This is a genomic window from Actinoallomurus soli (assembly GCF_024055715.1).
In the GTDB taxonomy this organism is placed as follows: domain Bacteria; phylum Actinomycetota; class Actinomycetes; order Streptosporangiales; family Streptosporangiaceae; genus Actinoallomurus; species Actinoallomurus soli.
In genome coordinates this window covers 21,815-47,094 of record NZ_JAMXMV010000006.1, presented here as the reverse complement: position 1 = coordinate 47,094, position 25,280 = coordinate 21,815, and the positions used below count along the sequence as shown (strand labels likewise).

At 71.9% G+C, this 25,280-nt stretch carries 25 protein-coding genes; 17 read left to right on the top strand and 8 right to left on the bottom strand.

Annotated features, from left to right (window positions below; all coding sequences use genetic code 11):
* Positions 1 to 105: 105 nt before the first annotated feature.
* The 3 genes from NDW01_RS16680 to NDW01_RS16670 all read left to right on the top strand — a co-directional run bounded on the left by NDW01_RS16680 (position 106) and on the right by NDW01_RS16670 (position 2,381).
* On the top strand, positions 106 to 459 hold the full coding sequence (locus NDW01_RS16680) for a TadE family type IV pilus minor pilin (protein ID WP_252821551.1): 354 nt from the start codon (positions 106 to 108) through the stop codon (positions 457 to 459).
* A 143-nt stretch (positions 460 to 602) separates the two neighbouring features.
* The gene (locus tag NDW01_RS16675; RefSeq protein WP_406567732.1) at positions 603 to 1,076 is read left to right on the top strand and encodes an Rv3654c family TadE-like protein; all 474 of its coding nucleotides are present in this window, start codon (positions 603 to 605) and stop codon (positions 1,074 to 1,076) included.
* Between the two features lie 525 nt (positions 1,077 to 1,601).
* Complete coding sequence (locus NDW01_RS16670) at positions 1,602 to 2,381, top strand: hypothetical protein (RefSeq protein WP_252821547.1); 780 nt, start codon at positions 1,602 to 1,604, stop codon at positions 2,379 to 2,381.
* Positions 2,382 to 2,405: 24 nt separating this feature from the next.
* On the opposite strand, the gene NDW01_RS43525 is transcribed toward NDW01_RS16670, so the two are convergent.
* Positions 2,406 to 3,302, bottom strand: a complete 897-nt coding sequence (locus tag NDW01_RS43525; RefSeq protein ID WP_308211719.1) for a LysR family transcriptional regulator — start codon at positions 3,300 to 3,302, stop codon at positions 2,406 to 2,408.
* 116 nt (positions 3,303 to 3,418) lie between these two features.
* On the opposite strand from NDW01_RS43525, the gene NDW01_RS16655 reads away from it, so the two are divergent.
* The gene (locus NDW01_RS16655; protein ID WP_252821545.1) at positions 3,419 to 4,675 is read left to right on the top strand and encodes an MFS transporter; all 1,257 of its coding nucleotides are present in this window, start codon (positions 3,419 to 3,421) and stop codon (positions 4,673 to 4,675) included.
* A gap of 131 nt (positions 4,676 to 4,806) precedes the next feature.
* Here the strand turns inward: NDW01_RS16655 and NDW01_RS16650 are convergent, their stop codons facing one another.
* Positions 4,807 to 6,000 carry an FAD-dependent monooxygenase gene (locus NDW01_RS16650; protein WP_305883788.1) on the bottom strand — a complete coding sequence of 398 codons (1,194 nt, stop codon included), beginning with the start codon at positions 5,998 to 6,000 and terminating at the stop codon, positions 4,807 to 4,809.
* Between the two features lie 91 nt (positions 6,001 to 6,091).
* Here NDW01_RS16650 and NDW01_RS16645 point away from each other — a divergent pair, with 91 nt between their 5' ends.
* Positions 6,092 to 6,679 (top strand): TetR/AcrR family transcriptional regulator, encoded by a 588-nt coding sequence (locus tag NDW01_RS16645; protein ID WP_252821543.1) that lies wholly within the window; start codon positions 6,092 to 6,094, stop codon positions 6,677 to 6,679.
* Positions 6,680 to 6,713: 34 nt separating this feature from the next.
* Here NDW01_RS16645 and NDW01_RS16640 read toward each other — a convergent pair whose 3' ends face one another.
* Positions 6,714 to 8,939 carry a DEAD/DEAH box helicase gene (locus NDW01_RS16640; RefSeq protein WP_406567731.1) on the bottom strand — a complete coding sequence of 742 codons (2,226 nt, stop codon included), beginning with the start codon at positions 8,937 to 8,939 and terminating at the stop codon, positions 6,714 to 6,716.
* A gap of 368 nt (positions 8,940 to 9,307) precedes the next feature.
* Here NDW01_RS16640 and NDW01_RS16635 point away from each other — a divergent pair, with 368 nt between their 5' ends.
* From NDW01_RS16635 to NDW01_RS16615, 5 genes are all read left to right on the top strand, one after another.
* Complete coding sequence (locus tag NDW01_RS16635; RefSeq protein ID WP_252781131.1) at positions 9,308 to 9,661, top strand: STAS domain-containing protein; 354 nt, start codon at positions 9,308 to 9,310, stop codon at positions 9,659 to 9,661.
* 7 nt (positions 9,662 to 9,668) lie between these two features.
* Positions 9,669 to 10,100, top strand: a complete 432-nt coding sequence (locus NDW01_RS16630) for an ATP-binding protein (protein WP_252821541.1) — start codon at positions 9,669 to 9,671, stop codon at positions 10,098 to 10,100.
* Between the two features lie 619 nt (positions 10,101 to 10,719).
* Entirely contained in the window at positions 10,720 to 13,107 is a 2,388-nt protein-coding gene (locus NDW01_RS16625; protein WP_252821539.1) for a sodium-translocating pyrophosphatase, read from the top strand.
* 374 nt (positions 13,108 to 13,481) lie between these two features.
* On the top strand, positions 13,482 to 13,952 hold the full coding sequence (locus tag NDW01_RS16620; RefSeq protein WP_252821537.1) for a SixA phosphatase family protein: 471 nt from the start codon (positions 13,482 to 13,484) through the stop codon (positions 13,950 to 13,952).
* 143 nt (positions 13,953 to 14,095) lie between these two features.
* Positions 14,096 to 16,252, top strand: coding sequence for an FUSC family protein (locus NDW01_RS16615; protein ID WP_252821535.1), 2,157 nt, complete (start codon positions 14,096 to 14,098; stop codon positions 16,250 to 16,252).
* A gap of 16 nt (positions 16,253 to 16,268) precedes the next feature.
* Here NDW01_RS16615 and serB read toward each other — a convergent pair whose 3' ends face one another.
* Together serB and NDW01_RS16605 are read right to left on the bottom strand one after the other, a co-directional pair.
* Positions 16,269 to 17,474, bottom strand: coding sequence for a phosphoserine phosphatase SerB (serB, locus tag NDW01_RS16610; protein ID WP_252821533.1), 1,206 nt, complete (start codon positions 17,472 to 17,474; stop codon positions 16,269 to 16,271).
* A gap of 229 nt (positions 17,475 to 17,703) precedes the next feature.
* Positions 17,704 to 17,985, bottom strand: a complete 282-nt coding sequence (locus tag NDW01_RS16605) for a winged helix-turn-helix domain-containing protein (RefSeq protein ID WP_252781125.1) — start codon at positions 17,983 to 17,985, stop codon at positions 17,704 to 17,706.
* Between the two features lie 161 nt (positions 17,986 to 18,146).
* On the opposite strand from NDW01_RS16605, the gene NDW01_RS16600 reads away from it, so the two are divergent.
* The 3 genes from NDW01_RS16600 (at position 18,147) to NDW01_RS16595 (ending at position 19,342) form a co-directional block, all read left to right on the top strand.
* Entirely contained in the window at positions 18,147 to 18,380 is a 234-nt protein-coding gene (locus NDW01_RS16600; RefSeq protein WP_252821531.1) for a hypothetical protein, read from the top strand.
* A complete protein-coding gene (locus tag NDW01_RS42960; RefSeq protein ID WP_256512136.1) occupies positions 18,377 to 18,499 on the top strand; it encodes a hypothetical protein in 123 nt (40 codons plus the stop codon). The genes NDW01_RS16600 and NDW01_RS42960 overlap by 4 nt, the downstream gene beginning before the upstream one ends.
* Positions 18,500 to 18,964: 465 nt before the next feature.
* Positions 18,965 to 19,342, top strand: a complete 378-nt coding sequence (locus NDW01_RS16595; RefSeq protein WP_252821530.1) for a hypothetical protein — start codon at positions 18,965 to 18,967, stop codon at positions 19,340 to 19,342.
* A 198-nt stretch (positions 19,343 to 19,540) separates the two neighbouring features.
* Here the strand turns inward: NDW01_RS16595 and NDW01_RS16590 are convergent, their stop codons facing one another.
* From NDW01_RS16590 to NDW01_RS16580, 3 genes are read right to left on the bottom strand one after another with little or no spacing between them, the layout of a single operon-like run.
* Positions 19,541 to 20,551 carry an S-adenosylmethionine:tRNA ribosyltransferase-isomerase gene (locus NDW01_RS16590; protein WP_252821529.1) on the bottom strand — a complete coding sequence of 337 codons (1,011 nt, stop codon included), beginning with the start codon at positions 20,549 to 20,551 and terminating at the stop codon, positions 19,541 to 19,543.
* A complete protein-coding gene (locus NDW01_RS16585) occupies positions 20,520 to 21,875 on the bottom strand; it encodes an MFS transporter (RefSeq protein WP_252821528.1) in 1,356 nt (451 codons plus the stop codon). Before NDW01_RS16585 ends, NDW01_RS16590 begins: the two co-directional genes overlap by 32 nt.
* A complete protein-coding gene (locus NDW01_RS16580; protein WP_252821526.1) occupies positions 21,872 to 22,540 on the bottom strand; it encodes an SDR family NAD(P)-dependent oxidoreductase in 669 nt (222 codons plus the stop codon). Before NDW01_RS16580 ends, NDW01_RS16585 begins: the two co-directional genes overlap by 4 nt.
* Before the next feature lie 148 nt (positions 22,541 to 22,688).
* Here NDW01_RS16580 and NDW01_RS16575 point away from each other — a divergent pair, with 148 nt between their 5' ends.
* The 4 genes from NDW01_RS16575 (at position 22,689) to NDW01_RS16560 (ending at position 25,214) form a co-directional block, all read left to right on the top strand.
* Positions 22,689 to 23,039 (top strand): DUF2752 domain-containing protein, encoded by a 351-nt coding sequence (locus tag NDW01_RS16575; RefSeq protein ID WP_252821524.1) that lies wholly within the window; start codon positions 22,689 to 22,691, stop codon positions 23,037 to 23,039.
* A gap of 11 nt (positions 23,040 to 23,050) precedes the next feature.
* A complete protein-coding gene (locus NDW01_RS16570; RefSeq protein WP_252781118.1) occupies positions 23,051 to 23,368 on the top strand; it encodes a DUF4190 domain-containing protein in 318 nt (105 codons plus the stop codon).
* Positions 23,369 to 23,484: 116 nt separating this feature from the next.
* Entirely contained in the window at positions 23,485 to 24,591 is a 1,107-nt protein-coding gene (locus NDW01_RS16565) for a GAF domain-containing sensor histidine kinase (RefSeq protein ID WP_252821522.1), read from the top strand.
* Positions 24,588 to 25,214 carry a response regulator transcription factor gene (locus tag NDW01_RS16560; protein WP_308211718.1) on the top strand — a complete coding sequence of 209 codons (627 nt, stop codon included), beginning with the start codon at positions 24,588 to 24,590 and terminating at the stop codon, positions 25,212 to 25,214. Before NDW01_RS16565 ends, NDW01_RS16560 begins: the two co-directional genes overlap by 4 nt.
* Positions 25,215 to 25,280: the final 66 nt, after the last annotated feature.

The window sequence follows — 25,280 nt, the reverse complement described above, 5'->3', positions numbered from 1 at the left end:
AAGCGATCACCGGCGTCCCGGGCGTGGAGGCGATCAGTGGGCATCGGGCGGGGCGGGGTCCGGAGGCGACCGGAGGGCACCGGGCAGGCCGGGGAGCGAGGATCGGTGACCGTCGAGACGGCGGTCGCCTTCCCCGCGCTCGTCCTGCTTCTCGCGGTGGCGCTGTGGGGCGTGAGCTCCGCGGCGGCGCAGGTGGCGTGCGTGGACGCCGCTCGCGCGGGCGCCCGCGCCGCCGCCAGGGGAGAGCCACTGGACGAGGTCCGCGTGGCCGCACGGCGCGCCGCACCTCCGGGAGCGCAGGTCTCGGTCACTCGTGACCCGCATTTCACCCGCGTGCTCGTGAGGGCCACCGTCGCCCCTCCGGCTCGGCGCCTGTTCCCGCCGCTGCGGCTGCGAGCGCAGGCCGTGGCCGCCACCGAGCCGGAGGGAGGGGGTGAGTCGATGCCCGCTCAGTGGTGATCGCTCCCTGGCCACCGCCTACGGCCGCACGCGGCCCAGGACGGCGGAAAGAGGTCACCGCGTCCGACCGCGTGCGGTGCCAGGGGTGCCGAGGGCCATTCGAAGGCGTCGAGGAGAACGGCAGTTCAAGGGGGACCATGGCAGTGCCGGGCGGGAATGACGAATGCGCCTGTCCGTGCTGGGCCGGTCGACGTGTTCTGGGGGCGCGTCCTCGCGATGAGGGCTCGGGGACCGTGTGGATGGTCGCACTGATCGGAGCCGTCTGGGCGGTCGCCGTGATGGCCATGGTGGTGGGGGGAGCGCGCGTCGCACGGCACCGTGCACACGCCGCCGCCGATCTGGCGGCCCTCGCCGCGGCGGCCCACACCGCTGAGGGCGCCGAGCGCGCCTGCGGATTGGCCGCACGGGTCGCCCGCGACTCTGGCGGGTCGCTTCGGCGATGCGTCATTCGCGGTCGGGTCGTCGACGTCATCGTCTCGTCCCGCGTCGGCGCTGTCGCGAGGACCGGCCGATTGATCGCCACCGCGCGGGCGCGGGCCGGGCCGGTCGACGACACGCCGGTGCCCGCCCCCGACTTTTCGTCCCCGACCGTCACCGGTCGGGCAACTGCTCGTTGAACCCTCGCAAGGATGCCCGGTTCCCCTACGCTGCGCGTTTTGGTATTGATCGATGACCCTATTGGAGCTAGTGTCCGATAAGCTGCCGCGAACAATTACCCCCGCCAGCCTCAGAAGGCCCTACATTCACTCGGAACGGCCTAGACGCGCTTCCGCCGGGTCGTTCGTGCGCAAGGATTCGTCGCCCCGATGTTCGACAGGTCGGGCCGACGGAAGAGTTATCGAGGAAGGGACGGCGTCGTGAGGAAGGTCGGCAAGGCCGCCGCAGTCGCCCTGATGACTCCAATGACCGCCGCCGGACTCGCTCTCGGCACCAGCGGCTCCGCGAGTGCCGAAGCCGCCTCCACGTGCCCGTCCAAGCCAGAGGCTACGATCACACGGCCTTCCGGGCCTGTGACGGTCGGGTCGCGCGTTCACCTGAGCGCCTCGGTCAAAGGACTGCTTTCGACCCGTCTGCAGATTTCCGGAGGCGGCGTCGACGAACGAGTTGATCAACGCTTCCTCAGCAGCACGATCGAGGATGACGTGACCGTCTCCGAAGCCGGAAAGGTCAGCCTGACCGTCATCGGGAACATCACAGGTCGCACGTACGCCTGTGCTTCATTCTCGGTGAGCGCGCAGACGACGGGGGCGAAGCCGAAGCCGACGCACTCCAGGACACCGAGCAAGAGCCCGACGGTCGGCAGTGACCCGACCGCTCCGGGATCGGCACCGCCCCTGCCCACCGGCACCGGCGGCGGTACTGATTATGGGAGCGACGCGGGCGTCCCGGGGACGCAGTCGCTGAACAACCCGAACTCACCGTTCAGCCTGCCGTCGTTGGCTCCGAACGGCTCCGGGATCGGGTTCCAGTACCCCACTCCGGATCCGCAGATCGCCGAGCCGGCCGCCAAGCAGGTCCGGGCCGACGACGCCTCCGCCACCAGTCCGATCAAGTGGGGGCAGAGCATCGCGGCCGCGCTGGTGCTCTTGCTCCTGTCGGCCCACTTCGGCATGTGGTCCCGCCGTCAGCGTCTCGCGGCGGAGGCCCGCGCGGCGCAGGGCGGCCCCGCGGGCAAGCCGACAGGCGGTCGTGGGCCGGCGTCCGTACGGCGTCGTCGGAGGACACCGGTCACCGAGCTCTCCACCGCGGGAACGGCAACGTCCGGCGCCGCCAAGACCGGTACTGCGACGGGCGCCGAGGAGCCCGCCGCCGACGCGGACAAGGTGTCTCCTTCGACGGGGGCGGGTGCGGAATCCGCCGCCGAGAGGGAGGAATCCACCTCCGGGCGCGGTGGCTACCGTGGGCGTCGCCGTCGCGGCTGAGGCCGTACGGAGGAAGCCGCGTGATCAGTGAGCCGGCGCATTCACCGTCCCCTCGATGAGGGCGATGAGTGCGCGGGCGGCGGCACTTGGGGTGCGGTCGGCCAGGGCCGCCAGGCACAGCGGCCACTCAAGGTTCGCGCCGGTCACCGGAAGGCTGGTGATTCCGTCGGCCTCGCCGAGGACGAACCGAGGCAGCAGCGCGATGCCCAGGCCGTGGCGCACATAGTCGGTGCCGGTGGCGATGTCGGCGATCTGAATGGTGACATAGCGAGGAATGCCGGCCGCGGCGAACGCGCGGTCGACGACGGCGCGGTTGCCGTAGCCGATCGGGAAGTCGATGAAGTGCAGGCCCGCGAGTTCGTCGATGGGCACTGAGCCGCGTCCGGCGAAGGGGTGGTCGTCCGGGACGACGAGGTCGATCATCGAGGTGGCCAGCTTGGTGAGCTCGATGCCGGCCGGCTGTGGACCGGGCAGTGACACGAACGCCAGGTCCAATCGTCGTTCGCGCAGCGCGTCGAGGTGCCCCTGTGAGCCGGAGGGGTCGGGGGTGGCCTGCAGAAGCACGCCAGGGTGACGGCGGTGGAACTCGCCGAGCAGTGCGGCCACGTCGATCAGGCCGACCGAGGTCAAGGTGCCGAGACGCAACGTCCCGCGCAGGCCGCCGTGCACCTCGGCGACGGCGTCGGCGGCGTCGCGGGCGGCATCGAGGGTGATCCGTGCCCGGGGTAGGAACGCCACGCCGGCGTCGGTGAGCAGCACCCGCTTGGAATTGCGGTCCAGCAGTCGCGCGCCCAGTTCGCGCTCGAGCGCCTTGACGGCGGCGGAGACGGCGGACTGGACGATGTGCAGGCGGGCCGCGGCGCGGGTGAAGTTCTGCTCCTCGGCGACGGCGACGAAGTACTCGAGATGACGGAGCTCCACGGACCAACTATCGCAGATCGCGATAGTGGCTAGCGCAAAGATTCGTTGGACGCGATGGCTGGACGGAGGGACGCTGGGACGCGTAGACCACCGCTCAATGAGATCGGAGCAGCGCCATGACCACCTCGGCGCCCTCATCGACGACACCCTCAGACGCTCGGCCCGACCGCCTGCGGACCGCGGCCGGCTCGCGCCGGCACGGCGTCGGCTTCTGGATGATCGCCTTCGCCTTCCTGATCGCCATGGCGTTCTCCACCGTGCCCACCCCGCTGTACCCGCTGTACATGGCGCGGGACGGGTTCTCCACCTTCACGGTCACGATCGTGTTCGCCGTCTACGCCGTCGGTGTGGTGATCAGCCTGCTGCTGGCCGGGCACGTCTCGGACTGGGTGGGCCGCAAGAAGATCCTCCTGCCGGCGCTGGTCCTCGAACTGTTCGCCGCCGTGCTGTTCCTCACCGGCTCATCACTGCCCGTGCTGCTGGTCGCCCGGCTGGTGACCGGTCTCGGCGTCGGGATGATCACTGCGACCGCCACCGCTCACCTGCATGACCTGCACGTCGCGCACCGGCCCGGCGCCTCGGGACAGCGCTTCGAGATGGTCTCCACCGCGGCCAACATCGGAGGCCTGGGCGTCGGCCCGCTGATCGCCGGCTTCCTGGCCCAGTACGTGCACGCGCCGTTGCGCACGCCGTACCTCGTCTTCGTCGCTCTGCTGCTGGTGAGCATCGTCGCGCTCGCCCGCACGCCCGAGACCGTCGAGGAGCGGTTGGTCAGGCCCGCGTACCGGCCGCAGCGCATCAGCACCGACCACGGCGACCGGTCCGGCTACATCGCCGCGACCGCAGCCGGTTTCGCCTCTTTCGCGGTGTTCGGATTGTTCACCTCGATCGCCCCAGGCTTCGTCGCGAGTGCACTGCACCACCCCTCCCGCGCGCTGGCCGGCGCGACGGTGTTCGCGGTCTTCGGCGGCGCCGCCCTCGCGCAGACGCTGGCCAGTCGGCTGCCCGCCCGGGCGAAGATGGTCCTGGGCCTGGTCGCCCAGGCCGGCGGAGTCATCACGCTCGTCGCCGGCATGTACGCCACCGACCTGGCGGCGTTCCTGATCGGCGGCGTCGTGGCCGGCGTCGGCGCCGGCGTGCTGTTCAAGGCGGCCGTCGGAACCGTCGTCGGGATGGCCGCGCCGGCCAAGCGCGGTGAGGCCCTGGCCGGACTGTTCCTCATCTCCTACCTGGGACTGATCATCCCGGCCGTCGGTATCGGCATCGCCACCCGCAGCGTCACCGCCACCACCGCCATGACCTGGTTCACCGCAGTGCTCCTCGTCGTCCTCGCCGGCGTGGCCGCCCTCGGCCGCTCCCGCCGCAGCCGCTGACCACCACGTCCAAGGGCGTGCTCCCCGACCGGCCGTGGGGGCCCCCCCCCGGCGGGGCCCCCGGGGGGGGGGGCCCCACCGCCGAACGGGACCGAAGACGGCACGCACGGCCGTCCAGGGGCTCCAGGTCCTCACGACGGCCGGGGCGGGGGATTCAGAGTCGGCGGTGTCCAGGTCAGGGCCGGGTCGAGCGCCTTCAGCATGGCCGCCGAAGGGCTGAGGCGGAGGACCAGGTCCCGGACCCCTGCGGCCGGAGGCCGGCTCCACTGCGCGACCGTTCCGATCAGGCGGGAACGACGGGCGATCATCTGCGTGCGGGCGCGCCGGTCACGGTCGTAGGCGACCAGGGCCGACTCCACGGCCGAGTGCGCGGACAGCGTCGCGGCGAGGGTGACGGCGTCCTCCAGGGCCAGGTTGGCGCCCTGTCCCATGTCCGGAGTCATCGCGTGTGCGGCGTCACCGAGCAGGGCCGCCGTGCCGCGTACGAAACTGCGCAGTGGCGGCAGGGCGTAGATGTCATGCCGCATGACCGCGTCCTCGGACGCCGCGGCCAGGAGCTCGGGGATCGGCGCATGCCAGCCGCTGAAGCGCCGTCGCATCTCCGCCAGTTCGCCGTCGGGGCTGCGTTGGCCTTCGGGGGCGTTCGCGGCACCGAACAGATAGGTCGTACCGTCGGCGAGGGGGACGATCCCGACGCGTTCGCCGCGTCCCCAGGTCTCACCGCCGGACGCGGGACGGCGCCCCGCGTCGACGATCACGCGCCACGCCGTGTATCCGGCATAGCGGGGTGCCGGGTGACCGGGCCACAGGGAGCGCCGGACGAGGCTGCGGATGCCGTCGGCGCCCACCAGGAGATCGCCCTGTGACGTTCCCGCGCTGTGGCGTACCTCGAAATGCGGACCGTCGGCTTCGATCGCGGTGACCTCGGTGCCCGTGCGCAGCGCCTGGGCCGGGACGGCCTGGCGCAGGATCTCCAGAAGGTGGGCGCGGTGGACCGCGACCACCGGCCCGTAGCGGCGTCCCAGCTCCTCGACGTCCGTTCGTGACAGCCACCGGCCGGTCACGTCGCGGATGCCGCCCTCCGTCTCGGTGAGGGCGCGCTCGCGAACCTGGTCGCCCAGACCGAGCTCGTCCAGCGCGCGCACGCCATTGGGCCACAGCGACAGCCCGGCGCCGATCTCTCCGAACGCCGCAGCCCGCTCGAGGATCTCCACCTGCCAGCCGCATCGGTCCAGCGCGATGGCGGTGGCCAGGCCGCCGACGCCTCCGCCGATCACGATGGCCGTGCGCCCGCCCGTCGTGCTCCCGGCCGTCCTCTCGGACATCCCGCCTCCCTCTACATCCGTAGTGGATGCGTCGTACTCTACATTAGTAGAGGATGAGTCGGCTCCTGGGACCGATGCGGCGGAGGAGACAGTGACCGAGGCGACGACGCGGCGGCAGCGTTTGGCCGATGCCGCGATCACCACCCTGGCCCGTGCCGGAATGCGGGGTCTCACCCACCGCGCGGTCGACGGCACCGCCGGTGTGCCGACGGGTACCTGCTCGTACTACTTCCGCACCCGGCAGGCCCTCTTGCAGGCGACGGTGGAGCGGCTGGCCGAGGTGGACATCGCCGACCTCGCCGGTCGGCCGGCGATCACCGGGACCGGTGATCCCGTGCGACTCGCCGAGGCCGTCGCCGACCTGATCGAACAGTGGACCACCGCCGGCCGGGAACGGATGCTCGCCCGCTACGAGCTCTCCCTGGAAGCGACCCGAAGGCCCGAGCTGCAAGCCGCTCTGGTGGCTGCGGGCGGCCGCCACCGGGCCGTGGCCGAGAAGGCGTTGACGTCGGTGGGAGTGCCGGACGCCGCCTCGCGGGCTCCGATGTTCGTGGCCTTCCTCGACGGCATCGTCTTCGACCGGCTGGCAGGAGCGGGAGCACACCGGTCCGATCCCGAGGAGCTGCGCGCCCGCCTCCGCGACCTGCTGCACTCCTTCGCCCGGCCGCCCTCTCCGTGAGCCTTCGCCCCGGTCCATCGAGGGACGGCGTGGATCAGCGGGGCGGAGCCTGCTTCAGCAGGGCGTCGAGGAGGTCGAGCGCTCCCCGCTTGTCCAGCGGATCGTTCCCGTTCCCGCACTTGGGGGACTGGATGCAGGAGGGGCAGCCGTGCTCGCACTCGCAGTCGGCGATGGCCTCACGGGTCGAGCGGAGCCAGCGCCCGGCCTGTTCGTAACCGCGTTCGGCGAAGCCCGCGCCGCCGTCGTGGCCGTCGTACACGAAGACGGTCATGCGGCCGGTGTCGGGGTGCAGCGCGGTGGAGACGCCGCCGATGTCCCAGCGGTCGCAGGTCGCGAACAGCGGCAGCAGGCCGATCGAGGCGTGCTCGGCTGCGTGCGCGGACCCGCCGACGTCGGCGTCGCCCAGGACGCGCAGGGCCTCGTCCGGCAGGGTCCACCAGACGGCCCGGGTGCGGAGCGTACGGGGCGGCAGTTCGAGCCGGCGTTCGCCGAGGACCTCCCCGCTGGCCAGACGGCGCATCTGGTACGAGACGACCTGCTGGGTCACCTCCACGGTGCCGAAGCAGAGGGTCGCCTCGCCCCAGGACGTCGATCGGAGGGTCTCCAGGATCGAGATGTCGGTGACGTCGCGGGCCGTCGTCGTGTAGTCGGGGTCGGCGGCCTCCACGAGCGCCACCGAGTCGTCCAGGTCGAGGGTCTGGACGACGTACGACTCGCCCTGGTGGAGGTAGACGGCGCCCTGGTGCACGGTGGTGTGCGCGGACGGCTCGTCGACCGTGCCGAGCAGGCGCCCGGTCGAGGCCTCGACGACCTGGACGGGAGGGCCGCCGGCGCCGCGGATGTCGGCGAGGTCGGTGGCACGCTCGCGCTTGGTCCAGTACCACCCGGTGGGCCGGTGGCGGAGCATCCCCCGGCGTACGAGATCGGGCAGGATCTCCTTCGCCGACGGGCCGAACAGCGGCAGGTCCTTCTCGGTCAGCGGGAGCTCGGCGGCCGCGGCGCACAGGTGCGGGGCGAGGACGTAGGGGTTGTCCGGGTCGAGGACGGTCGCCTCGACGGGCGTACCGAAGATCGCCGATGGGTGGTGGACGAGGTAGGTGTCGAGCGGGTCGTCGCGGGCGATGAGGACGGCGAGGGCGTCCTGGCCGGAGCGGCCCGCGCGGCCGGCCTGCTGCCACAGCGAGGCGCGCGTGCCCGGCCAGCCGCAGATGATGACCGAGTCGAGGCCGGAGACGTCGACGCCGAGTTCGAGGGCGTTGGTCGAGGCGAGCCCGACGAGGTCACGGGCGCGCAGCGCCTTCTCCAGGGCGCGCCGCTCCTCCGGCAGGTACCCCGCGCGGTAGGCCGCGACGCGGGCGGGCAGGTCCGGAGCGACCTCCTCAAGGGCCCGCTTGGCGCCGAGTGCGACGGCCTCCGCACCGCGCCGCGAGCGTACGAACGCCAGGGTCTGCACGTCCTCGACCACCAGGTCGGCGAGGAGGTCCGCCGCCTCGGCGGTGGCCGTGCGGCGTACGGGGGCGCCCTGCTCGCCGCGCAGGTCGGTCAGCGGCGGCTCCCACAGCGCGAACGACGTCGCGCCGCGCGGCGAGGTGTCCTCCGCCACCTCCGCGACGTTCACGCCGGTCAGCCGGGACGCCGACACGCCGGGATCCGACGCGGTCGCCGACGCCAGGATGAACACCGGCTCGGCGCCGTAGCGGGCGCAGACGCGCCGCAGCCGGCGCAGGATCTGCGCGACGTGGGAGCCGAACACCCCGCGGTAGCCGTGCGCCTCGTCCACGATGACGTAGCGGAGCCGCCGCAGGTACGGCGCCCAGCGCGCGTGGCCGGGCAGCACCGTGCGGTGCAGCATGTCGGGGTTGGTGAGGACGTAGTCGGCGTACTGCCGGACCCAGGTCCGCTCGTCGGCCGGGGTGTCGCCGTCGAACGTCGCCGCCCGCAGCCGGGCGAGCTTCAGGCCGCGCAGCGAGCGGAGCTGGTCGGCGGCCAGCGCCTTGGTCGGCGCCAGGTAGAGCACCGAGCCGCCGTCGAACACGGCCCGGAGGGCGGGCAGGAGGTACGCCAGCGACTTGCCCGAGGCGGTGCCCGTGGCGATGATCACAGACCTGCCCTCGTGGGCGAGCTCGGCCGCCTTGACCTGGTGTTCCCAGGGGCGGTCGACGCCGGCCAGGCGCAGCCGGTCCACCAGGAGCGGCGGCGCCCACACGGGCCAGTCGGCGGTACGGCCGTCACCTGCGGGGACGCTCTGCACATGGGTGATACGGCCGCGGCGCCGGGGATCGTCGAGCAGGCGGCGCAGGATCAGCGGGGCGCGCCCGCGCGGGCCCGTACGGCCGTCCGCGGCCGACGGGGCGCCGTGGTCGGAGGGGAAGCCGGAGTCCGTCTCTATGGCCTGCGTCACCCCTTCGGTTCAAAGTGGTTCGCCATGCGGAGGTTTCCAGTCTGGCATCCTGGGCACAACGCTTGGACCGTCATCCGTGCTACCCCCTGCTCGCACGAGGCGTGCGCCACGCTGGGCGGGGTCGCCCTGTGTGGTGATTTCGTGTAGACACGATGGCGGAGCGTGGTTGAATCACGGCGGGGTTCCATGGCCCCGACTTCCATACGCGGCACGGCGCAGGAGGATCTGTGGACCTGAAGGTGAACGACTACACCACCGACGATGACCTCACCGTCATCAACGTGGAGGGAGAGATCGACGTCTACACCGCGCCGAAACTCCGCGAGAAGCTCATCGACCTTGTGAACAAGGGCAAGTACCACCTTCTCGTCGACATGGAGAAGGTCGAGTTCCTCGACTCCACCGGCCTCGGGGTCCTGGTCGGCGGGCTCAAGCGGGTTCGGGCGCACGACGGCTCGCTCGAGCTCGTCTGCACGCAGGAGCGCATTTTGAAGATCTTCCGGATCACCGGTCTGACCAAGGTCTTCGGCATCTTCGACTCGGTCGACGACGCGCGAGAGCACCGCCAGAAGCAGAAGTAGGACCGGGATGGCGCCCGAGACAGCCACCGTCGAGCTCGCGTTCAGTCCCCTCCCGGCCCATGTCCGCACCGCCCGGTTGATCGCGACCGCCGTCGCCCGGCGGGGCGGGGTCGAGGAGTCGTTGCTCGACGAGGTGCGGTTGGCGGTCGGTGAGGCCTGCTCCCGCGCGGTGGAGGCCCACCGGAAACAGTGCCCGGAAGAGCCCGTCCGGGTCGAACTACGGGACGGCGGAGATCGATTCGTGGTCGTGGTCACCGACCGCGTGCCCGACGACGATCCGACGCGGAGCGGCGGCCCGGAGCCGGTCGACCTCACGGAGTTGAACGGCGAACTCAATCTGGGGTTCGCCGTCATCGCGGGGTTGGCCGACGACGTGAACATCGCTTCGACACCGTCCGGTGTCGAGATCACAATGAGCTGGCCGGTCAAGAAGGACTGATCGGCCCGAGTCACCGAAGACCCTACGCACGCGTCTGCCGGTCGAGGTCTCCTCGACCGGCACGCACGGGCCCAGGCCCTCGGCCGCATGCGCCCGGCCTGACACGCCCGGCCTGACACGCCCGGCCTGACACGCTTGGCCCTGAGACGCCTCGCCGGGAACACCCTCCCCGCGCGGGCCGGTCCCGCCCCCGCAGGCCGGGCGGGGGCCGATGCCGACACGGTCGGAGACGACGTCGGCCGGCCACAGATTCTCACCCCCGAGGGGGCGCACGATGCGCCACCCTTCGGGGGTGCTGCTTTATACAGGCACTACACTTTTCCCGGTTTTCGCGGCCCTAATCCTGTGTTCACCGCTTATGGGCGGCTTTTTGGTCAAGAAGTAGGTCGCCGCCTAAGTCCGCTTTGACCAGCGAAGATGCGTCCAGCTAGCCGCGTAGTATTAATTTCCGGTGCAGCGAGTGTCACGTCTCGGTCGCATTACCGTTAAGCAACCGAGCAGGCTTCTAATTCCGGCTACGCCTGCGTAGACTCCCGGCACCATTGCCCCGCCCGACGCGTGGCGGTGGCCGGTCACCCCGAGGGGCGACCGGATCGAACGCGGCTGTCGAGGAGGATGCATGTCGCTTCACCCGCCCGCCCAGGCCGGTGCGGAGGTGAGTCTCGGCGGCAGCGACCTGAGTCTGGTGGTCGTTGTCGGCGTGATCGCCTTGTTGGCACTGGCTGTCGCAGGCGTCTTGGTCCGCGAGGTACTCGCCGCGAGCCAGGGCACCGAGAAGATGCAGAACATCGCAAGGGCGGTGCAAGAGGGCGCATTGGCGTACCTCAAACGCCAGTTCCTCACGGTGCTCATCTTCGTGATCATCATTCCGTTCCTGCTGCTCCTGCTTCCGGCGGAGTCGACCGGGGTGAAGATCGGCAGATCGTTCTTCTTCGTGGTCGGCGCGGTGTTCTCCGGTATCACCGGCTTCACCGGGATGTGGCTTGCCGTGCGGGGCAATGTCCGGGTCGCGGCGGCGGCGCGCGAGAGCGGTGAGAAGCTCGCGATGCGGATCGCCTTCCGCACCGGCGGCGTCGCCGGAATGTTCACCGTCGGCCTGGGCCTGCTGGGTGCCGCCGTCGTCGTGCTCATCTTCAAGGGCAAGGCCCCGGGTGTGCTCGAGGGCTTCGGATTCGGCGCCGCGCTGCTCGCCATGTTCATGCGGGTCGGGGGCGGCATCTTCACCAAGGCGGCCGACGTCGGCGCGGACCTCGTCGGCAAGGTCGAGCAGGGCATCCCGGAGGACGACCCGCGCAACGCGGCGACCATCGCCGACAACGTGGGCGACAACGTCGGCGACTGCGCCGGCATGGCCGCCGACCTGTTCGAGTCGTACGCCGTGACGCTCGTCGCGAGCCTCATCCTCGGCCGGGTCGCGTTCGGCACCGAGGGCCTGGTGTTCCCGCTGATCGTGCCGATGATCGGCGTGATCACCGCGGTGATCGGCATCTTCGCGGTGGCGCCGCGGGCCAAGGACCGGTCGGGCATGAGCGCGATCAACCGCGGCTTCTTCATCTCGGCGATCATCTCCGCGATCGTCGTCGCCGTGGCGACGTTCTGGTACCTGCCCGACTCGTTCGCCAAGCTGCACGGCGTGAACGCCGCGATCAGCGGCGACCCGAACCTCGCCGACGTCGACCCGCGCTGGGTCGCGCTCGGCGCCGTGCTGGTCGGCATCGTGCTGGCCAGCGCCATCCAGCTGCTCACCGGCTACTTCACCGAGACCAACCGCCGCCCGGTCAGGGAGACCACCGAGAGCGCCCGTACGGGCCCGGCGACCGTCATCCTGTCGGGCATCTCGCTCGGCCTGGAGTCGGCCGTCTACACCGCGCTGGTGATCGCCGCCGCGGTGTACGCCGCGTTCCTGCTCGGGTTCGACAACACCACCGTCGCGCTGTTCGCGGTGGCGCTGGCCGGTACGGGTCTGCTGACCACGGTCGGCGTGATCGTCTCGATGGACACGTTCGGCCCGGTCTCCGACAACGCCCAGGGCATCGCGGAGATGTCCGGCGACGTCGAGGGCGAGGCGGCGAGCGTCCTGGAGAGCCTGGACGCGGTCGGGAACACGACGAAGGCGATCACCAAGGGCATCGCGATCGCCACCGCCGTGCTCGCGGCGACCGCGCTGTTCGGCTCGTTCCGCACGACGGTGGTCAACGAGCTGGGCGGGGCGAACGACAGCGTCAAGAAGGCGCTCGGCCCGACATTCCAGCACTTCAACCTGGGCGTCGACAACCCGAACGTCCTGATCGGCCTGATCATCGGCGCCTCGGTGGTGTTCCTGTTCTCCGGCTTGGCGATCATGGCGGTCGGCCGCGCGGCCGGACGCGTCGTGGTCGAGGTGCGCGAGCAGTTCCGCACCAAGCCCGGAATCATGGACTACACCGAGAAGCCCGACTACGACCGGGTGGTCAGCATCTGCACCGCCGACGCGCAGCGCGAGCTGGCGACGCCCGGCCTGCTGGCGATCATGACGCCGATCGCCGTCGGCTTCGCGCTCGGGTACGCGCCGCTCGGCGCGTACCTCGCGGGCGCGATCGCGGCAGGCGCGCTGATGGCGGTGTTCCTGGCGAACTCCGGTGGTGCCTGGGACAACGCCAAGAAGCTCGTCGAAGAGGGCAACCTCGGCGGCAAGGGCTCGGAGGCGCACGCGGCCACGGTCATCGGTGACACGGTCGGCGACCCGTTCAAGGACACCGCGGGCCCGGCGATTAACCCGCTCATCAAGGTGATGAACCTCGTGTCGCTGCTGATCGCGCAGGCCGTCGTGACGTACGCCGCGAACACCGCTCTGCGGATCATCGTCACGATCATCGCGGTCGCCGTCATCGTCGGCGCGATCGTCGTCTCGAAGCGGCGGGCCTCCTCCATCGGCGGGGAGACCGAGCCGGCCATCGAGAGCGGCGAGACGGCGCCCGGCGGCACGGAGGCCACGGACGAGGAGACCGCGGCGGCCAAGGCGTCCTGACCGCATCAGCCACCTTGTGGAGAAGGCAGAGGGGGCCGGACGGATCACCGTCCGGCCCTCTCCGCGTACCGAAGGGTCCTGTCCGCGTACGGAAGGGTCCTGTCCGCGTACGGAAGGGTCCTGTCCGCGTACGGAAGGGTCCTGTCCGCGTACGGAAGGGTCCTGCCCGGGCACCGGAGGGTCCTGTCCGGGTACTGGGGAAGGCGGCTCGGCCGCACCCCGGTACGGGGCATCGCCGGGAGGCGGCAGACTGGGGGCATGCAGAAGTCTCAGTCCGGCGCGAAGGGGTTCGCGATCCTCGTCGGCGTGATGTTCGCGATCGTTCTGGTGATCATGTTGATCGCCGTGATCTTCTCGCCGCACCATCGCGTCTGATGCCCACGCTGATCGTGCTGCGGCACGCCAAGGCCGAGTCGCCCCTGGGCACGCCGGACTTCGAACGTCCGCTCTCCCCTCGTGGCCGGCGCGACGCCCGCGCGGCCGGTGACGAGTTGCGTGCGGCCGGCCGCGCGCCCGACCACGTGATCTGCTCGCCCGCCCTGCGCACCCGGCAGACCCTGGAGGAGCTTCGGTTCGACGCTCCCGTCGAGTTCGACGACCGGGTGTACGACAACGATCCGGAAGCGATCCTCGACGTGCTGCGCGCCCGGCCGGACGAGCCGGGAACCCTCCTCCTCGTCGGCCACAACCCCTCGATGCACCGGCTGGTGCTCGACCTCGGCGGCGCCGCGGATGAGGTCTTCCCCACGTCCGCCACGGCGGTCATCGAGTTCGCGGGGGACTGGTCCGACCTGTGGCCGGGCGCCGGCCGCCTCACCGCGTACTGGACTCCGCGCGCCCGGTGACGCCCGCCGGGCGGAACGCTCGGTGAAGCCCCGGATCGGCGGGCGGTCCGTCCCCGTTCGACCGGGCTTCCTCCTCGCCGCGACCCCGATTACCGGGCCTTTCGTACGCTTACGGCGGGAGGTTCCGGACGAAGGGGTACATTTTGCGGTCGTCGCTTGCCTGGCTGCGGGAGACGTACGCGGAGTCCGAGGGGCGCGCGTCGCCGATGTACGGGGCCGTGGCGTCCGTCGGCATCGCCACCCCCCTGGTGATCGGCACGGTGACCGGGCATCCGGCCCAGGGCGGTGTCGCGGCCCTCGGCGCCTTCTTCGTGGTCAACACCACGCCCCAGGGCCCGTACGGCGCCCGCGCGCGTGCGCTGCTCGCGGCGGTCCTGGTCGTGACGGGGTTCTCGATGCTCGGCGGCCTGCTGGCCGGCCACCCCACGCTCGCGGTGGCCGTCGTACCCGTCGTCGCGGCGGTGGCGGCGGCCGTTCCGTGGCTGGGCGTGACGGCGACCCTGGTCATGATCGCCGCGACGGTACGGCCGGCGGGCAGTCCCGTGTTCTTCGACGGGTTCCTGGAGATGATCGGCGGGCTGTACGTCTCCCTGCTCATGGTCGTCCCCCTGCTCACCCGGCGCCTGCAGCCGTTGCGGACGGCACTCGCGGAGGCGGGCGGATCGGTGGCGTTCGCGCTGGACCTCCTGGCCGAGCCGGAACCACGGACCGACGAGTGGGAGCGGCGGCGGCGCCAGGCGTACGACGACATCAACAAGGCCCGGACGACCTACGGGCTGTACCTGTCGGGCGGCCGGGACGACGAGCAGCGCCCGAGGCGGCTGATCGAGGCGTTCAACCGCGTCATGGACGAGGCCGTCGCCCTGCGCTCGCTCCTCGACGCGGCGCGGCAGGCGTCGCCGCCCGAGGAGTGGGAGCGCGAGCGCCGGGTCGCCGTGGCCGCGATGGCGGCCCGGCTGCGGCTGGTCGTCGGCGGGATCGAGGCGGGCGGCGGCACCCCGCTGGGCGCGGACCAGCCGGTCGCCCTCCACCGGTTCGCCCGGGTCAGCGAGGACGTCCGTCAGGCCTGGCTCGCGGACGACCTGGTACGGACGGCGCTCATCGTCCAGGTCCGGCAGTCGATCTCCCGGATGGCCGCGACCGTCGACGGCGCCCGCGAGATCATCGCTCCCGGCCTGAAGATCGGGATCGACTCACCGCGGCTCCCCGAACGCCCGACGGGCGGCTGGAGCCGCTTCGTCGAGGGCATCCGCACCCGCTCGCCCGGCTTCCGGCACTCGACCCGCATGGGAGTGGCGATCGCCGTCGCCATGGCCCTCTCGACCTGGCTGCGGCTCCCGCACGGCCACTGGCTGACGATCACGGTCGTCGCCAGCCTGCGCGACTCGTACGGCGACACGGTGACGCGGGTCGTGAAGCGGATCGGCGGCACGGCGATCGGCGCGACCGTCGCCGCGCTGGCGCTCGCCCTCGTCCCGCAGCAGGGCACCCTCATCGCGCTCGTCTTCGTCGGAGCGGCCCTGGGGTTCACGGTGCGCCCGGTCAACTTTGCGCACTGGATGGCCGTCGCCACCCCGATGATCATGCTGCTGATCGACTACTCCGCCCCGCTGAGCTGGCACGCCGCCGCGTGGCGGATCGGCCTCACCGCCGCCGGCGGGCTGTTCGCGCTGGCCGCGGCCCGTGTGCTCTGGCCGGCCGGCACGATCGGCCTCCTGCCCGGACGACTGGCCCGCCTGATGCGGACGCATGCCGCGCTGGCACGGGCGGTCGCGGCGCGCTTCGACGGCGAGGCCGAGGCGTCGATCCGCAGGCGGATGGAGGAGGCCGCCGCCGCGGCCGCCGACGTCGAGGAGTCGGCGACCCGGCTCGGGCAGGAACCGGCGCCCCCCGATGACCTCGTACGGCGGTTGCTCGACGCGACGTCGATCGCACGGCGGCTGCGCGACGACGTGCAGGCCGTCGGCGCGCTGTGGGAGGACCGGACGGACGCCGGCCCGCTGCCCGCCATCCTCGAACGGGTCGCCGACCAGCTCGAGGAGAGCGCGGACGCCCTCCTGTCCGCCGACGGCGAGGCCGCCGAGCTGCGCCTGGACGACCTGCTGGAGGAGTTCGACCGGCACCTGGCCGGGCTGACGCGCCGCCGCCGCGCCGAACTGGACGACGGCGTGGGCACGGACGCGGTCACGACGCTGCGCCGCTCACTCGTCCAGGTCGCGGCCGCCCGGCACGCGCTGCGCGGACTCGCGTCCGACGCCGAACGCCTCCGCCGGACCGTCCTGACCGACGCGACCCCGTGACCCGGGGCCCGAGGCCTCAGAGCAGACCGGCGTCCTCGGCGTCGGCGGCGTCGATCTCCTCGCGGGAGATGCCCAGCAGGAAGGCGATGCTGTCCATGTAGGGCACGTTGAGGGCCGTGTCGGCCGCCTCGCGTACGACGGGCTTGGCGTTGTAGGCGATGCCGAGCCCGGCGGCGGCGAGCATGTCGAGGTCGTTCGCGCCGTCCCCGATCGCGACGGTCTGGCTGATCGGCACGCCGGCGTCGGCCGCGAACCGGCGCAGCGCCTCCGCCTTGCCCGCCCGGTCGACGATGGGGCCGACGAGGCTGCCGGTGAGCTTGCCGTTCTCGACCTCGAGGACATTGGCGGCGGTGTAGTCGATGCCGAGGTCCGCGGCGAGCGCGTCGGTGATCTGCGTGAACCCGCCGCTGACGATCGCGAACTTGTAGTCGAGGCGCTTCAGCGTCCGCACGAGGGTACGGACGCCCGGCGAGAACTCGATCCGGTCGCGCACCTCCGCCAGGACGCTCTCGTCGAGCCCGGCGAGCATCGCAACCCGCTCCCGCAGCGCGCCCTCGAAGTCGAGCTCACCGCGCATCGCCGCCTCGGTGATCTCAGCGACCTTGGCCTCCAGCCCGGCGTGCGCGGCGATGAACTCGATGACCTCGCCCTGGATGAGGGTCGAGTCGACGTCCATCACGATCAGCCGCTTCGCCCGCCGGGCGAGGCCGCCGCGCTGGACGGCCACGTCGACGTGCTGCTCGGCCGCCTCGGCGGCGAGCGCGGCGCGCAGGCCGTCGGGGTCGGCGCCGGAGACGTCCATCTCGATGCAGGTCACCGGGTCGTGGGCGAGCCGCTCGATGCGGTCGATGTTGGCGCCGTGCGCCGCCACGCGCCCCGCCATCCCGGCCAGCGCGGCGGGCGTCAGCGGGTTGCCGAGGATCGTGACGTGCAGCCGGCCCCGGCGGCGGCGCGGGTCGCCGTTCCCGGTGCCGGTGGCCAGCTCGATCTCCATGCCCAGGTCGGCGGCGATCTTCTCGGCGGCGGCCCAGACCCGGCCGATGTCGGTGTCGGCACCGTACGAGACGAGCACGCCGAGCACCAGACGGCCGCGGATCACGACCTGCTCGACGTCGGAGACGGTGACGGGAAAGGCGGCGAGTGCGCTGAACAGGCGGGACGTGACTCCGGGGCGGTCACGGCCGGTCAGCGTGATCAGCAACGTGCGCGTCTTGGCATTCATGCTGTTCACCACGGTACTTGGCGCTCATCGTGCGCCGCTGACCGGTCCACGATCCGGACACCGAGGGTTCGACGAGGCTTCGCCGTCCGGACCGCTCCCGCCCACCTCGCGTTTCCGCAGGTCACATCGTTTCCGGACACGTCCGCTGCGGCAGGCGGCTGCATGAGCGTACGCGTGCTCCCGGAGTACGGGACCACGCATGCGGTGATCTATGGGGCCAGGTCCTGTGTCAGTTCGCGGCGCGTGGGGCGTCGCCGGTTTCCGCCGCGAGGGTTTCCAGAGCGTCAGCCTTAACGATCACGGCTTTCCCGGGGACGCCTCGGACCAGGCCGCGCGCCTTGAGGATCTTCACCGCTTCCGTTGCTGTTCGTGGGGATACGTCGCACTCTGCCGCGAGTTCGGCCCCGGATGGAATGGCCGTCTTGGGCGGGTAAGTCCCGTCCGCGATGCGCGCCGCTATCAAATCCGCGAGTTGCGTGCGTAGCGGGGCGTCGCCGTCCAGCTCGACCATGATCCGAACTTATGCCCAGCATGCGTATGCTTCTTAGCTTGCTTAGGCTGCGTAACGTGCGTAGGTTGCCTAAGCTTGGAGGTCCAGAAACAGAACGCCCCGCTCAACCGTGGGACCGGCCGGGCGGGGCTACGGATCAACCTGGCTAGGAGGCCGATCCGATGGGCAACGAGCGTACGGCCACTGTGTCCCCGCGGTGGACGCGACCCGAACAGAGCGAAGACGGGACCTATTGGCATGCGCGACTGGTCCGGCCGGAGGACGCGGGGGCGCTGGACTGCGACGCGTACGGCCCGACGGAGGCCGCGTGCGTCCGCGAGACGGTGCGGCAGGACCACGTGTGGGCGGCGCGCCGCCGGCTCTCGGAAGGGGACGTGAAGGGGGCCGGCGAATGATCGTGCTCAGTGCTGCGGCGATCGTCACCGGCATCACGGCGCTGGGCACGGTGCTAGCGGCGCTCACGATCGGCCGCCGCCGTCCGGCGTACCGCGGACGGCACCGCGCCCTGTGGTGACGCGCCCCGCCGCTTCGCCGTCGCTGAGGCCACCTTGCCGTCGCGGTGCACCAGGCTCGGTCTCATCTGAGCCGTTCTGTCCGGTCGCCACTGACGGCAAGGTTCCTGCGGCCATCGGATGCGGATCACGAATTCGGGCTGGCTGGCGGTGATTGACGCGTACGACGCCGCAACGGCCGATGAGTGGCTTTACTCCCCGGACGCGGAGCAGGTCCGGGAAGTGGCAGGGGAACGGGGCGCAAGAATTCGCGTCTGACCGGCCGTTAGCGGCCCAATGGGAAACTCAGTACGCGCGCGGCGCGCCTGGAGGCCCTGACCTGGGGGCGGAAGCGCCAGGGCGAGCGTTGAGACGTCCCGCTAGCGCGCTCTTCGTCGCGTCGCCTATCCCGCTTGAGACCCGTCAGCGTCGGCCTTCCCCTACAGACCCCACCGGAGCGCACGGTACGCCGTGGGACCATTCTGCGCGTGAATCAGCGGAAACCTCCCCATGGATTCCTCGTGGTGTATCTGGGGGCGTTGCTAACTTTCAGCATCGTCTGGGTCGCCTATGACGTCGTGATGATGCTCCTGTGGACCGGGAAGACCTTGCTTCATAGCGGGTGGATAGACGTCGCGGCGCTAGCGTTCGACGTTATTGGTGTCGTGTGTCTCCTCGCGCTGTGTCGGGGGAAGAAGTGGGGTTTTTACGGGTACGTGCTGCTCTGCACGGCAGAACTCGGCTTCGAGTGGACCATCGTCGGCTACTCCAGGCGGGACCTCGTGTTCACGTTCGCGGTACTCGTCGGTCTGTGCCTCGCCTTGCAGGTCGGCGGCGAACGCCAGGGCTGGAAACAGCTGGAGTGAGCGGCTTCAGGCCGGTGTGTTCCGTCGGCCGCCCGGTGGCGGTCGTCCAGGCCCCTGTGCTTTCCGCAGGACCTTTGCTCTGCTCACCGAGGGTGAGCAGAGCAAAGAATGCCTGGGAAGGGGGCGTGGTGGTCCAAGTACGGCCACCCCCGGCCATGAGCAGCACGACCAACCGGCCAGGGGCCGCCGTGGGTGCCGTCAATGGGGCAGGAGCAGGTTCACGTCGCCGAACTCGTGCCAGCGGTAAGCATGCGCCAGGGCCTCGGTGTAGACGCGTTCGAGCAGGTCCTCGCCGGCGATCGCGGTCAGCATCCGCAGGTGCGAGGAGCGCGGCTCGTGGAGTCCGGTGAGCAGCCCGTCCACCACCCGTACGCCCTCTTCCGGGGTGACGACGTGGGAGGTCCAGCCGGCGGCGGCCCGGACGAACCGCTTGTCGTTGACGGCGCTCTCCAGCGCGCGTACGACGGTCGTGCCCACGGCGATCACCCGCCCGCCCTCCCACCTGACGTGGTTGACCAAAGCGGCCGTCGCGGCCGGGACCTCGTACCGCTCCGGGTAGGGCGGCTCGTCCTTCTCCGGCGACGCCACCCCGGTGTGCAGGGTCAGCGGCGCGATCAGCACGCCGCGCGCGACGAGCCGGGTCACCAGGTCGGCGGTGAAGGGACGCCCCGCGCTCGGCATCTCGGCGCTGCCGGAGCCGTCCTCCCGGGCCACCGCCTCCGCGAAGACGGTCTGGTACGCCGCCGCCGGCTGATCGCGGGGGACGTAGCCGTACCGGATCGGCACGCCGCGGCGTCGCAGGTACGGCTCGACGTCGGTGTCGAGGCGTGCCCGCCAGAGGCGGGGCGTGTACCGGTCGACGAGGGTCAGCGTCGCGCCGCCGGGCAGCGGGAACCACTCGCCCGGGCACCCTCCCGCGTACGGCTCGGACGCCCTCCCGGTCCGCCGCCGCAACTCGACGAGCCAGCAGTCCGGCTCCGACGGGACGGGACCGGAGAAGTGGACGGACAGGCGGTCGAGGCGTACGGCGGCGGGCAGGGTGGCCGAGGTGTTCACGACGAGCAGGTCGCCGGGCCGCAGCAGGTCCGGCAGGTCGGTGAACGCGTGGTGCGTGACGCCGTTCCGCGTGGCCGCGAGCAGGCGGACGCCGTCGCGGCGCGGAGGGGGTTCGTGCGCCTCAAGGGCGGGGGGAAGGGCGAAGTCGAGCACGGGGGGCCTCCACACGATGCGCGGCCGCGGCCGCGACGAGGACGATGGCGAGGGTCCAGGCGAGCCCGGCGCCCAGGCCCGCGGCGTTGACCAGTGCGCCGGCCACGCCGACGCCGAGAGACGAGCCGAGGGTGTCGGCGATCTGCAGCGCCGAGGAGTTGGCGCCCTGTTCGGACGGCGCGGACAGGGCGAGCACGGTGACGCTGAGGGTCGGGAAGGCCATGCCCATCCCGAGGCCGGCGACGATCCAGGCGGGGACGGCGGCCCAGCCGGAGGTGTACAGGGCCACGGCGATTCCGGCGACCCCGGTGGTCAGGAGGGCGGCGCCCAGCACCGCGAACCGCGCTCGCGAGCCGCCCGTGAACCGCCCCTGGAACCACGAGCCGCCGCTCCAGCCCAGGGCGCCCACGGTGAGCACGACGCCGGCGGCCGTCGGGCTGAAGCCGTGCCGCGTGATCAGCGCGAGCGGGATGAACGCCTCGGTGCCGGACATCGCGCCCATGAGCAGGCCGCGCATGGCGATGGCGGTCGGCAGCCCCCGGCCGAGGCGGAGCGTTCCGCGCGGCAGCAGCACCCGCAGCCCGTACGCGAGGCCCGCCAGGCCGGGCAGCCCGAGCGGCGACCGGTGATCGATGCCCCACAACACGAGCGCGGCGCCGACCGCGAGCGCGACGGCGGCGAGCGTACGGCCGCGGGGGAGCGCGCCGCGCGTCCGCGAGCCGCGCAGCGCGGGGGCCAGCATGGCCGCGGCGGGCACGACCAGGGGGACCAGGCCGAGGAAGACCCAGCGCCAGCCGAGGTGCTGGGCGACGAACCCGCCGACGGACGGCCCGACCAGCGACGGCACGACCCAGGCGGCCGACATCGCGGCGAACACCCTCGGCCGGGACGCCTCCGGGTACACGGCCGCCACGATCACGTACAGCGGGACGCTCGCCAGGCCGGAGCCGAGGCCCTGGACCGCGCGGCCCGCCACGAACCACGCCATCGCCGGGGCGGTCCCCACGACGACCAGTCCGGCCACGAAGATCGCCAGGCCGGTGAGCAGGGGCAGGGCGGGGCCGCGCGCGTCCGCCCAGCCGCCCGCCAGCACGTTGCCGACCAGCCCGCTGATGAACACCGCGCTGAAGCCCCACGCGTACATCGACAGGCCGCCCAGGTCGCGCGCCGCCACCGGCATGGTCGTGCCGACCGCCATCTGCTCGAACGCCAGCAGCGTGACGACGACCAGGATGCCGATCGTGGTCGTGCGGTACGGGCCGGTCAGCAGCCCGGGACGCGACGCGCCCGAGGCCGCCTCCGCCGTCCCGGCCGGCGCGCTCACAGGTCGCCCACCGCGTACCGGCCGCTCGCGGGGCGTTCGGCGATCAGCCTGCGCAGCGCGGGGACGGCGACGTCCTCGGGGAGGGGCGCGGCGTCGGCGTCCTCTCCCGCGTCGGCGAGCATCCGCGTGCGCATCTCGCCGGGGTCGACCCACCACACGGCGATCTCGGGCTCCTCCACGGCCAGGACGCCGGACAGCTGGTCGAGGGCGGCCTTCGTCGCGCCGTACCCGCCCCAGCCCTCGTACGCCTCCCGCGCGGCGTCGGAGGTGACGTTGACGATCGCGCCACGGCGCGCGCGGAGGGCGGGCAGCACGCCCTGGACGAGTGCGAGCGGCGCGAGCACGTTGATCGCGAACGCGCGCTCCAGGTCGGGCAACGGATGGTCGGCCAGGTGGGGCAGCGGCGTCGCGCCGAGCGTGCTCGCGTTGTTGACGAGCAGGTCGAGCCCGCCCGACGCCCGTACGAGCGCGTCCCGGTGGGCCGGGTCGGCGACGTCGCCGGGGACCGCGGTGACGTCCGCCCCCGCGGCGGCCAGGTCGGCGGCGGCCTTCTCCAGGTCGGCCGCTCCCCGGGCGTCGAGGATCAGGGTCCAGCCGTCCTGGGCGAGCGCGCGGGCCAGTGCCAGGCCGAGCCCGCGGGACGCCCCGGTGATCAGTGCCTTCATGACCTCGACACTAGGCAGGCGGCGCGTGACCGACATCGGCCGAGGGACCTGGGTCGACCCGGCGGATGGTCGTAGGTCCTTCGGGCACACTTGTCCTGTGCGATACGGGCGGATGGTGATGGGGCGGCCCTGGGGGGTGCCCGCGCGGGTGGCGTTCCTCGTCGCGGTCGTCGTCGGCTTGGCCGCGCTGCGCATCCCGCGCCCGCCGACCCTGTGCATTCTGCGTCAGTACACCGGCGTCCCCTGTCCGCTGTGCGGGTTCACGACGGCGGCGGTCCATCTCGGTCATGCCGATCTCCTCGGCGCCTTGGCCGCATCGCCGTTGGCGGTCGCGGTATGCGCCGGGTTCGTGGTCGTTCCGATCGCGCGACGTTCCCGGTTGGGCACGCTCTGGCAACGATCGTCCCGCAGGACGCGACAGATCATCCCGATCGTCGTTATCGTCGCACCTCTGATCGTTTCCGAGGTCTGGCAGCTGGCCCGCTTCGGCATCATCTGACTGGAGGAACCGTGGGATACCCGCCTCAGGGGCCGCCCGGCTACGGCGACGGCCCGCCGTCCGCGCCACCTCCGCCGCCCGGTTACGGCGGCGGCTATGGACAGCCGGCACAGCCGCAGTCGAGCACTCCTCAGGTGCTGTCGATCGTCGGCATCGTCTGCTGGTTCTGCTGCCCTATCGCGGCGATCGTGCTCGGTTTCGTCGCTCAGAATCAGTTCCGCGCGCAGGGACGCCCCGACACGATCGCGAAGGTCGCCTGGATCGGCGGCATCGTCTCACTGGTCCTCGGAATCCTCGGCACGATCGTCCGGATGCAGACCGGCACCTGACGTCCTTCCGTGCGGTTCCCGCCCGGCCCGGGCGGGAACCCCGCGGCGGTACGACCGCGGTCCTGCGGCGTTACGGCGGGATCCCGCGAGCTTTTCGCGGCGGTACGGTCTGAGCCGTGGACACCGATCGGGACGCCACGCTGCACGCCGTCAGCACGGCGGTGCTCGCGGTCACGCGGCACCTGTCCGTGCACGAGGTCCTGCAGGTGATCGTCCGCGCCGCGGCCCAGCTCCTCGACGCCCGCTACGCCGCGCTCGGCGTGCCCGACGACGAGGGGTCGTTCGCCGAGTTCGTCGTCGAGGGCGTCTCGGACGAGCAGTGGGAGCGGATCGGGCCGCTGCCCCGGCAGCACGGGCTGCTCGCGCTGATGCTCCGCGACGACCGCGCGCAGCGGCTGCCGGACGTGCGCAGGGCCCCGGCGTTCGAGGGCTGGCCGGCCGCGCACCCGGTCCTCAAGGACTTCCTCGGTGTCCCGATCAAGGACGGAACCGAGACCCTCGGCATCATCTTCCTCGCCAACCGGCGCACGCCGGGTGGCTTCACCGCCGCCGACGAGGAGCTGCTCACCCTCTTCGCGGCGCACGCCGCGATCGCGATGACCAACGCACGGCTGTACGAGCGCAACCGCGAGCTCACGGTGATCGAGGAGCGCGCCCGGCTGGCGCGCGAGTTGCACGACGCGGTGGCGCAGAAGCTCTTCTCCCTTCGCCTGACCGCCGCTGCGGCCCTGTCGGCGGCGGACCCGCGTGTCGAGCTCGAACGGGTCCAGACGCTCGCCAAGGAGGCCCTCGCGGAGCTGCGTGAGGTCATCTTCGAGCTGCGGCCCGCCGAACTGGAGGGCGACGGCCTGGCGGCGTCGCTGCGTAAGCACGTGCGGGTCCTGGACCGCGCCTGGGGCTCGGGACGCGGCCGCCGGCCGCGCGTGCGCTTCGAGGGCGAGGACGTCGCGCTGCCGCCCGAGGCCGAGGAGGTGGCGTACCGCGTCGCCCAGGAGGCCCTCTACAACGCCCTGCGCCACGGTGACCCTTCGGAGGTGACGGTGCGGCTCACGGCCGGAGTGCTGGAGGTCCGCGACGACGGGACCGGCTTCGACACCGGGGCCGGCGCGCGCGATGGTCTCGGGCTGGCGTCCATGCGCGAACGCGCCGAGTCGATCGGCGGGTGCCTGACCGTCGACTCGTCCCCCGCCGGCACGGTCGTACGCCTGGAGGTGCCCGCGTGATCCGCGTGCTGATCGCCGACGACCATCCGGTCGTGCGCCAGGGCCTGCGCACGTTCCTCGGCGTCCAGGAGGACATCGAGGTCGTCGGCGAGGCGGCCGACGGGGCCGAGGCGGTCGCGCGCGCGGAGGCGCTGCGGCCCGACGTCCTCCTCCTCGACCTGAAGATGCCCGGCGTCGACGGGACGACCGCGCTGCGCGAGCTCCGGGCGCGCGGCATCGAGTCCCGCGTCATCGTGCTCACCAGCGTCGGCGAGCGGGAGCACGTCCTGCCGGCGGTCCGCGCCGGCGCCTCCGGGTACCTCTACAAGGACGTCGACCCGCACGCCCTGGTGCAGGCGATCCGCGCGGTCCACGACGGGCACATGCTCTTCGCGCCGGAGGCGACCGAGGCGATGCTGGCCCCCGAGCGGGCGGACCCGAGCGCCGGCGCGCTCACCGAGCGCGAACGCGAGGTCCTCGTCCAGATCGCCCGGGGCCGGTCCAACCGGGAGATCGCCCGGGCGCTCGTTGTTTCCGAGAAGACGGTCAAGACGCACGTTTCGAACATCCTGCTTAAGCTAGGGCTGCAGGATCGCACCCAGGCGGCCCTGTACGCCGTCCGTCACGGCCTCGCCGATCGGTGACTCGCGAGCATTCGCGTGAGATCCAGGAGGCGTAAGGCGCGCCGGTCGAATATCTTGATGAACCTC

Bases quoted from the DNA above. Each gene is read 5' to 3' on its own strand.
- NDW01_RS16580 (WP_252821526.1), bottom strand. From the start codon at position 22,540: ATGAAGGCACTGATCACCGGGGCGTCCCGCGGGCTCGGCCTGGCACTG.
- NDW01_RS16600 (WP_252821531.1), top strand. From the start codon at position 18,147: ATGGGCAACGAGCGTACGGCCACTGTGTCCCCGCGGTGGACGCGACCC.
- NDW01_RS16620 (WP_252821537.1), top strand. From the start codon at position 13,482: ATGCCCACGCTGATCGTGCTGCGGCACGCCAAGGCCGAGTCGCCCCTG.
- NDW01_RS42960 (WP_256512136.1), top strand. From the start codon at position 18,377: ATGATCGTGCTCAGTGCTGCGGCGATCGTCACCGGCATCACGGCGCTG.
- NDW01_RS16605 (WP_252781125.1), bottom strand. From the start codon at position 17,985: ATGGTCGAGCTGGACGGCGACGCCCCGCTACGCACGCAACTCGCGGAT.
- NDW01_RS16650 (WP_305883788.1), bottom strand. From the start codon at position 6,000: ATGTCCGAGAGGACGGCCGGGAGCACGACGGGCGGGCGCACGGCCATC.
- NDW01_RS16625 (WP_252821539.1), top strand. From the start codon at position 10,720: ATGTCGCTTCACCCGCCCGCCCAGGCCGGTGCGGAGGTGAGTCTCGGC.
- serB (WP_252821533.1), bottom strand. From the start codon at position 17,474: ATGAATGCCAAGACGCGCACGTTGCTGATCACGCTGACCGGCCGTGAC.
- NDW01_RS16655 (WP_252821545.1), top strand. From the start codon at position 3,419: ATGACCACCTCGGCGCCCTCATCGACGACACCCTCAGACGCTCGGCCC.
- NDW01_RS16630 (WP_252821541.1), top strand. From the start codon at position 9,669: ATGGCGCCCGAGACAGCCACCGTCGAGCTCGCGTTCAGTCCCCTCCCG.